Source organism: Hydrogenovibrio sp. SC-1, assembly GCF_002848135.1.
Taxonomy (GTDB): domain Bacteria; phylum Pseudomonadota; class Gammaproteobacteria; order Thiomicrospirales; family Thiomicrospiraceae; genus Hydrogenovibrio.
Map to the genome: position 1 here is coordinate 187,012 of NZ_PKGB01000003.1, position 8,524 is coordinate 195,535.

The 8,524-nt window shown below is 42.0% G+C and carries 6 protein-coding genes; 5 read left to right on the forward strand and 1 reads right to left on the reverse strand.

All coding sequences use genetic code 11. From position 1 onward, the window contains the following. Position 1: 1 nt before the first annotated feature. A complete protein-coding gene (locus CYQ88_RS02935) occupies positions 2 to 742 on the forward strand; it encodes a hypothetical protein (RefSeq protein ID WP_101839850.1) in 741 nt (246 codons plus the stop codon). After that, positions 703 to 2,019: an O-antigen ligase gene (locus tag CYQ88_RS02940; protein ID WP_101839851.1), complete on the forward strand. Its 1,317-nt coding sequence runs from the start codon at positions 703 to 705 to the stop codon at positions 2,017 to 2,019. The genes CYQ88_RS02935 and CYQ88_RS02940 overlap by 40 nt, the downstream gene beginning before the upstream one ends. Before the next feature lie 30 nt (positions 2,020 to 2,049). Here CYQ88_RS02940 and CYQ88_RS02945 read toward each other — a convergent pair whose 3' ends face one another. Continuing rightward, on the reverse strand, positions 2,050 to 2,454 hold the full coding sequence (locus tag CYQ88_RS02945) for a hypothetical protein (RefSeq protein ID WP_101839852.1): 405 nt from the start codon (positions 2,452 to 2,454) through the stop codon (positions 2,050 to 2,052). A 179-nt stretch (positions 2,455 to 2,633) separates the two neighbouring features. On the opposite strand from CYQ88_RS02945, the gene CYQ88_RS02950 reads away from it, so the two are divergent. The 3 genes from CYQ88_RS02950 to CYQ88_RS02960 form a co-directional block, all read left to right on the forward strand. Further along, positions 2,634 to 3,221 (forward strand): nucleoside triphosphate pyrophosphatase, encoded by a 588-nt coding sequence (locus CYQ88_RS02950; RefSeq protein WP_101839853.1) that lies wholly within the window; start codon positions 2,634 to 2,636, stop codon positions 3,219 to 3,221. Continuing rightward, on the forward strand, positions 3,218 to 4,690 hold the full coding sequence (gene rng, locus CYQ88_RS02955; protein WP_101839854.1) for a ribonuclease G: 1,473 nt from the start codon (positions 3,218 to 3,220) through the stop codon (positions 4,688 to 4,690). The genes CYQ88_RS02950 and rng overlap by 4 nt, the downstream gene beginning before the upstream one ends. Beyond that, positions 4,690 to 8,524, forward strand: a 3,835-nt coding sequence (locus tag CYQ88_RS02960; protein ID WP_143483753.1) for a YhdP family protein, incomplete at its 3' end; no start/stop codon positions are given. The genes rng and CYQ88_RS02960, both read left to right, overlap by 1 nt.

Sequence of the window (8,524 nt, forward strand, 5' to 3'; positions counted from 1 at the left end):
GATGAATCAAAATACCATTAATGTCGTTTGTTTGAAGTGGGGTGAGAAATATCCTGCTGAAGACGTGAATAGACTTTATCGAATGGTCTCCAAGAATTTACAGTTGCCGTTTAAGTTTTATTGTATTACCGACGATACGGCTGGTTTACTGACTGAAGTCGAGGCCTTGCCAATTTTTCAGCCTGAATTAGCGGGTTGGTGGCACAAATTGTCAATCTACCGTAAAGATTTTTATGGATTAAATGGTACCGTGCTCTTTCTCGATTTGGATGTGGTGATAACTGGGAATCTTGATGAACTGTTTAGCTACAAACCAGGGGAAGTCTGTTCTGTAAAGGATTATGGTAAATGCAAATGGGGCAAGATTAACAGTTCGGTCGTTCGGTTTGAGGTGGGACAGCTGGATTATGTTTGGCTAGGCTTTTTGGCTAATCAACAGTGGATTGTTGATCATATGCATGGCGATCAAGACTGGCTAGGGCGAGTCGCGCCATTTATTGAATTGTACCCGTCTGACTGGGTTGTTTCCTATAAAAAACACTGTCAGGCAAGAGGGTTAAAACTATTGGGGATCGGCGATTGGTTAATGAGAAAAGGCTGGTTGCAGCCAATGGGCGAGTCGAAAGTTCCGCTAGATACGAAAATCGTGTTATTTCATGGTAAGCCTGACCCAATAGATGTTGTGAGCACCCCTTATAAAATATGGAAAAAAGCACCTTGGATAAAACAGTACTGGGATTAACGCCGCAAGATACATTTAAAATTGCGATTTTTACAACGGCAGGTTGGTCATTGATGTTGACTAAATTAATGTCGTTCGAAAATATGTTTTTGCTGTTGGCGATGGTGTCGGCTCTGAGTTTTCGAGCACCAGTGAAGGAATTTTCTTGGATTGATACCAAATGGTTATGGGTGTTAGCAGGCGTGTTTTTTGGCCTATCTGCTTTACCTCTACTGTTTTATTGGCCACTTGGAGAGCCATCCTTTCAATTCCTTCAGCATCGCGGTACTGCTTTTGTCATCGCTACGTTTGTCTTGATTTTATTTTGGCAGTTAAAGCCGTCAGAGGATGTGGTTTGGATCAGTTTGATGCTGTCGACCTTATCTGTTTTGGTGGTGATCGGCTATGAGTGGTATTTGTTGGGGCAGTTTGATGCAATTTATACCTATCGATTTGGCGGTGACGTGACGCCGCATGTGATCCATTTTGGTATTTATAGCAACTTGCTGACTGTTGTACTATTAGGCGGGTTTGTTTGGGCTATTCAAAAAGGGCCTTGGATGGTGTTTGCCCTCATCGTGGTTGCACTGATTTCATTTATTGGTTCTTTGGTGTCAGATACTCGGACGGCATGGGCTGGCCTGCCGGAAGCTCTGGTCGGTTGGTCAATTTTTTATAGCCTTTATCTCAAAAAAAATGGGGTTGTGAGTTTTAAACGGATGGTAACATTTTGGTTGTTCTTTATGATCAGCTTTACCTCGATTCTAATGTATTTTGGCGATCGAGTGGACCGTCGTTGGGATGCGATGGTAGGAGATTTGTCAAACTATGTGGAAGGGCAAGGGCATGCTGGAAGCGTAGGTGCGCGTTTGGTGTTGTTTCAAGCTGGGATTGAAGGTTTTTTGGAAAACCCTCTGACTGGTGTTGGTGAAGACCACTCTATGAAAGAACAATTAGCTCGAACCCCTGAAATTACCAAAGAAATCTATGGTCGAGAAATTCCAATTGCCTTTGGTCATTTGCATAATCAGTATATTGAAGCGGCGTTTACGCGAGGAATTTTGGGCGTTTTAGGGTTGATTTTACCAATATTGTATTTGGTGTATTTCTTTGGAAGAAAAGTCAAGGAAACTAAGGCCAATGGGCGCTTTTCACCCTGGCCTTTGGCTGGGTTATTGTTTGTGGTCAGTTCGTCCATTTCTATGTTGGCGGAAGCTTGGATTCATTTGAGCAACGGCGTGGCGTATTATTTATTCTTTATCACTTTGTTTGTGTTTATGACACGAAAATACGCTTAATTGATCAGTTGTTGTACACTAGCAAAAGGGTTAAGAGTTGATGAAGCTTTTCAATAGGTGTTTCACTGTCTGAGGCATTTCGATTGCTTGATGTAGGTTTGTTAGTCCCCAAATTGGTTCTGGCCAGGCCTGGTCGTTTTCATTTCTGAAAACCAAATGAATGTGATAGTAAGGTAGTTTATTACCAATCTTGGCGATATTGGCATGAGGACCAAGCCCTTTGCCTTTCAGGTAGGCAGCGAGTTTGTGAATCTCTGCATAGAGTTGCCCTGCGTACTCAGGGTTTTGTTCAGGGTTTTGAGTGGGTATGATTTGTAACCAAGGAATGACCGTATCTTCGCACATTAGTGAGTAAAGGTCAGTTTGATAGAGAAAGTAGTTGCCGAAGGTTTTTTCAAGTAATGTCGGCTGGTGATCCTCAAGAATAATATCCACTCATGCGTCCTTTTCTTTTATTCATATCACTGTTGTTATTCAGTAGAATAGTTTAGCTTATTTTATTCAATAATGGATCAAGATGCTTTATGGAAACACTTTATTAATAAGTGGATTTCTTGTTATAGCCGTTATTATCGATTGAATGAGTCGCGATATTTTTAAATTGGAATAGGATAATGGAACGACCTCTTTATTTATGTTCTCAGTCACCGAGACGCGCTATGCTGTTGGAGCAATTGGGGATTGCATATCAAACGGTAGAGGCTCCGATAGAAGAAACGGCGCTTCCGAATGAGTCGCCTGAGTCCTTTGTTGTCAGGATGGCGGTTGAAAAAGCGCTTTCTGGGTTTAATAAACTCGCAGGCCGCCAAATTTGGGTATTAGGATCGGACACCATTGTACTTAAGAGAAAGACTGTATTTGGCAAGCCGAAATCAGAATATGAGGGAAGTCAAATGTTGGCGGCTTTGTCTGGGTGTCACCATCAAGTGTTGAGTGCGGTTGCGATTGTTCATGATGGCCAAGTTTTTTCAGAAATGAGTACTACGCAAGTTTGGTTTAGAGACCTGTCGGAAACGGAAATTGCAGACTATTTGGCAACCGGAGAGCCAATGGGTAAGGCAGGCGCTTATGCCATACAAGGACTTGGTGCGAAGTTTATTGAGAAAATTGAAGGGAGTTATTCGGGGGTGATGGGGCTGCCGTTGTTTGAACTTGATCAGTGTTTAGCGGCCTCCAATTATTATACGGACTTAACGATATGAATAATGAAGAAAAGGTTTTGGTCAATGTGACGCCCACGGAAACACGCGTTGCTTGGGTTGAAAACGGTGTTTTGCAAGAAGTTTGGGTTGAACGTGCGAATAAGCGTGGCTTGGTCGGTAATATTTATATTGGTAAAGTGGATCGAGTTTTGCCGGGGATGCAAGCCGCATTTGTCGATATTGGGCTAGAGCGCACGGCTTTTTTGCATGTTTCTGACATTTGTAAACGAGCGATTGCCAAACCAGTGGAAGAAGAGTGCGAGGATATTACCAAGTTCTTGCATGCTGGACAGCGCATCTTAGTGCAGGTGGTTAAAGACCCGATCAGTTCAAAAGGGGCGCGACTCACAATGCATGTCACCTTGCCATCACGTTTGCTGGTTTATATGCCTGATGAAGTGATGGTCGGTGTTTCTCAGAAGATTGAAGAAGCTGAAGAGCGGGATCGATTGAGGGATTTGATTAAGACCATTCCTGAGGCAAAAGATGTGTCCGGTGGTTTTATTGTTAGAACCGTTGCAGAAGGGGCGGACTTTCATGAGCTACGGGCTGATTTGCTTTATTTGCAAAGATTGTGGTTGAGCGTTCAAGAAAAAGCGAAATTGGCGAAAAAGCCGGTATTGGTATATGAGGATCTGCCTCTTTATTTGCATATACTCAGAGATATTCCGATAGAACAAATTGAAAATATCCGCGTGGATTCAACGGAAACCTATAAGAAAATGTTGAATTTCTCGGAAAACTTTGTCATGAATTTGTCCGATAAACTAAGTCTTTATACTGGCGAAAGACCTATTTTTGATTTGTATAGTATAGAAGACGAGATTCAACAAGCTTTGCAAAAGCGTGTGGATTTAAAATCAGGTGGCTATTTAATTATTGATCAGACTGAGGCGATGACCACAATTGATGTGAATACCGGTGGGTTCGTTGGGCATAAAAACCTTGAAGAGACAATCTATCGTACGAATTTGGAAGCGACTCAGGCGATTGCAAGACAATTAAGGTTGCGTAACCTAGGTGGTATCATTATTTTGGACTTGATTGATATGGATGATCGAGAGCATAAGGCTTCCGTTTATTCGGCGCTACAAAGGGCACTGCAGCGTGATCGAGTTAAGACCTCTATCACGGAAATATCCAATCTGGGGTTGGTCGAAATGACCCGCAAGCGTACCCGTGAAAGTTTAGAGCATATTCTGTGCGAGCCTTGTCCTGTCTGTCAGGGTCGAGGGTCAGTCAAAACCCCAGAGACGATTGCGTTTGAAGTGTTTCGTGAAATCACCCGAATGGCCAAATCTTTCGATGCCGATTACTATCGGGTGATTGCATCCGAATCTGTGGTCTCTTATATCTTGGATGAGGCTTCGAGCAGTGTGGTTGAACTTGAGAACTTTTTAAAAAAGAATATCCGATTTCAAGCGGAAAGTGGCTATTTTATCGAGCAGTTTGATGTGGTGATTTCTTAATGCTAAAGCGGTTACAACAGCTGTTTTTGTTGTTTATCAGCCTAGGTTTGGCTTATTTGATAGTGGTTCGTGCTGTTTTAACTTGGGCACAAACTGCGCCTGAGTATTTTTTGCCTTTTGTCGAGCAGATAACGCAGACACAAATTCAAATCGACCGCCTTAATATTGAACAGACATGGCTGGGGTTTGAGTTTGAAGTTAAAAATGCTCAAATTCGTTCAGAAAGCTTTCAGGGACAATTGAACTATGCCTCTGGCGATTTAAATCTTTGGTTTTTTTTGGGCGGGGATTGGCATTATGGCGAGAAGCTAATGCTAGATGGGGTGACGGTTTCCATGGCAGGGAGGAAATTGGATAAGGATGCAAAACGTTCATTTAATGACCTAAAAATTGACCAGGCCTGGTCAATTTTGTATAAAAGTTGGCAATTAATTAACCTCAAAAATATTCAATTATCTCTACCTTTTGAACAGCATCACTTTGCTTTTGGCATAGATTCCATTCAGAGCTACCGCGGCGTTAAGTGGACAGTTGGCGGCATTTTAACCTTAAGTGTCGATAACGCTAAAAAAAGTCGAATACAACTGAAAGGCCGGTTTAGTCCGCCTGCTTGGCGAGATCCTTTAGATGGAAATTTGAGCCTCAATATTTTAACGCCCATTTTATTGGATCCTTTTTATCGTTTGATGTCGGAAGAGTGGCAGTCGACCCTGCCAACAGGTGCGCTTCTAGGGGATGTTGACCTTGAGGTTAAACGAGGTGAATTGACCAAGTTAGCCATTCAAAGTCATGCTCAAAACTTAGTCTGGCCAGTGAATGATGCTTTACTGCCAAAGAGTTTCGGTATCGACTTGAATTGGGTTGCGACCAATCAGCTGATAGGGAAGGCAAGTGAAAATTGGCAGTTTCAAATTGAAAACTTAAGGTTTGATAAGGCTTATGTTGATACGATCTCGCCGATTTTTATTCGTCTAGATCAAAATAAGTTATTAACTTTTAAAGCTTCTGAAATCGACTATGAGGTGATTCGACCAATTGCAGAACTGTTTATTAAACGCTTTCAGGATGAACAGTTTGCGCAAAGCGTTCAACAGCTAAAACTGGTTGATGTCTCTGGTAGCTTGGATATTGTCGAGTTAAACCTTGTCTCTTTAAAACTTAAAATTCCAAAATTGACCATTGAACCGTACAAAAACCAACCTGGTTTCAGTGTTCAAGAACTTGTAGTTGAAAAGCAGCATCAGAATTTATGGATAAAAACTTCTCAGTCAGTGCTAATTTCAGCTAAGGCGATTAATCAGGGCGCTCCTTTTCCACTTCAATTGACGAACCCTGTTCAGATTACATTTGATGAGACAAATCAAAACTGGCAGTTGGTACCGCTAAAGTTTCAGTTGGCTCAAATTCCGATGGCATTACAGGCGAGTGGTCATTCAGATGGAAACGTTCAGTTGGATTTGCAGTTTGAACCGAACCGGCTCTCGACGGTAAAACGTTATTTACCCTATTCAATGATGTCGACCACTTTACAAAACTGGTTACAACAAGCATTGATTGATGGCGATGGTGTGAAAGGTGCCCTTAGGGTGCAAGGGCATGTGCAAGACTTCCCGTTTGAAAATGGCGAAGGCATTTTTGAAGTGACGACTGAAGTTCACCATGCAACTTTGAAGTTTCAACCCGATTGGCCAGCTTTAACCGATTTTTCTGCAAAATTGAAATTTACACCTTACCAACTCCAAATCGTCGCGAGTGATGTGCTATTGCATAGAGAATCGTTACGGTCAGCGATGCCTGTTAAAGCGAAGACTGTTCGGGTTGTGTTGGATGATTTGGCCTCGAATGATATTGCTGTCAATATTCAAGGGCAGGTCATTACCCCGATTGAGAACGCGCTTGAATATTTGCAACAAACGCCGTTGTTAACAAAGATCGGCATAGATTCTTTTTTAAAAGAACAGCTGACAGCCACAGGCGAAGTTAAAGTGGATTTGGACTCAATTTGGGTTCCTGTTAGTGGTTATGACGATAAAACAGAAAGCGTTAAAGGGCGTGTTGCGCTTAATCAGGTCGATATGATTTTATTGGGTGCGTTGCCGCTGACTCAAGTTAAGGGGAGTCTTCAGTTTACAGAGTCGCGCATTAAGGGGGACGCTATCTCCGCAACCCTCTTTGATCAGCCTGCGAGTATTCTCGTATCGACTCCCCGAGATGAAATTAAAATAGCCGTCAACAGTGCACTGGCTTCAAATAATCAATTTGTAACCGGAGTTGCTCCTTGGCAAGCGCATGTCAATATTCCATTAAGTTCGGCCAGCCCGATATCAATCTATAATGAAATTGATTTAAATCCCTTGACGTCTAATTTACCTGCGCCACTCAGTGAAGAAGAATTGATTAAGCAGGGGCGGCCAAAGAAATTGGTTTCAACGATTACAATACAGAATGATCTGCTTAAACATGAATTGCAATTGGATAATTTGTTGCAAATGCAGAGCGCCTTCGACTTGGATAAGTCACAATTAAACTTCGTCAGCATTGATTTAAACAAACAAGGTCAAAAGCAAACAACGGATATCGATAAAGGCGGAGCCGTGAAAGGTCGATTGCATTTTGTTGATTTTGATGCTTGGTTAAAATCGCTACCTGAATTACAAACCTATGGTAAGGACAGATGGGGCTTGTCACTATCCGAGGGGGCTGCTATTTTTTGGCATAATTCGCATTTAAAAATTGATCGGCTACAAGTGTTTGGTGTGAATATGAATAATCTTGCGCTAGACTGGTCTTCTTTATCAAAGGATGGCTCGTTGGTGGTAGCGGTTCAAGGGGATGAAGTAAAAGCCACTATAAAAAATAAGACGCCGAATCAATTTGCGGTCAACCTAACGCGTTTATCAGTTGACTTTCCATTAACCTCTGCACAATCGAATGCGGCTGACTCAAGTTGTCAAGTTGGCCCTGATCTACAGAAAACAGTCAAAACGCAGGTCGACTTTGAAGGCGAAAATATTCAAATCAATGGTAAGGTTATTGATAATCTAAGTTTTAAACTGGCACATGCGGATTCTTTTTTAAAAATAGATCAGTTAAATGTGTTTGCTAACAAAGTGAATACGCCGTTTGTCGGAAATTATTGGTTTAATAAAGAAGATAATACGAGTCGTCTATCTGGATCGATTAAAACAAAGCATGTTGATGCCATGTTGAAATTCTTAGGATTCAACAAGGGGTTTAAAGGAAATGAAATGCAGATGGGGGTTAACCTAGTATGGGTGGGCGGCGTTAGTTGCTTTGCGCTTAAACAACTCTCAGGAGATGCGCGTTTTAAAATGGAAGATGGCGTTATAAAGGATGCGGAACCAGGTTTTGCAAGGCTTTTAGGATTATTAAGTTTTGAATCACTCGCAAGACGGTTACGACTTAATGTCAATGATTTTACTGAAGCTGGCTTGGTTTATGATCAAATTGAAGGGGAAGGGCGTTTTGATCAAGGGTATTTTAAAATTGATAAACTCGAGCTAAAGGCTCCTGCAGCAAAAGCACAAGTTTTTGGCCAAGTCGATTTAATGACGAATGTATTAGACTTAAAGGCAGAAGTAACGCCATCGCTGGGTAGTTCTTTGCCAGCTATTGCGGCTATTAGTGGCTTTGCAACACCCATTGCCGGATTGGCCGCCTATGTGTTTATGAAGTATATGCCTTTTGTTAATGAAGATATTATTACCTATCGATACGATGTGACGGGGACCTTTACTGAACCTGATTTAGACGTTAAAGGACCGAGTGTTGAGTTGTTTAGGTTTAACGGCAATACGTCACCAACACCAAGTG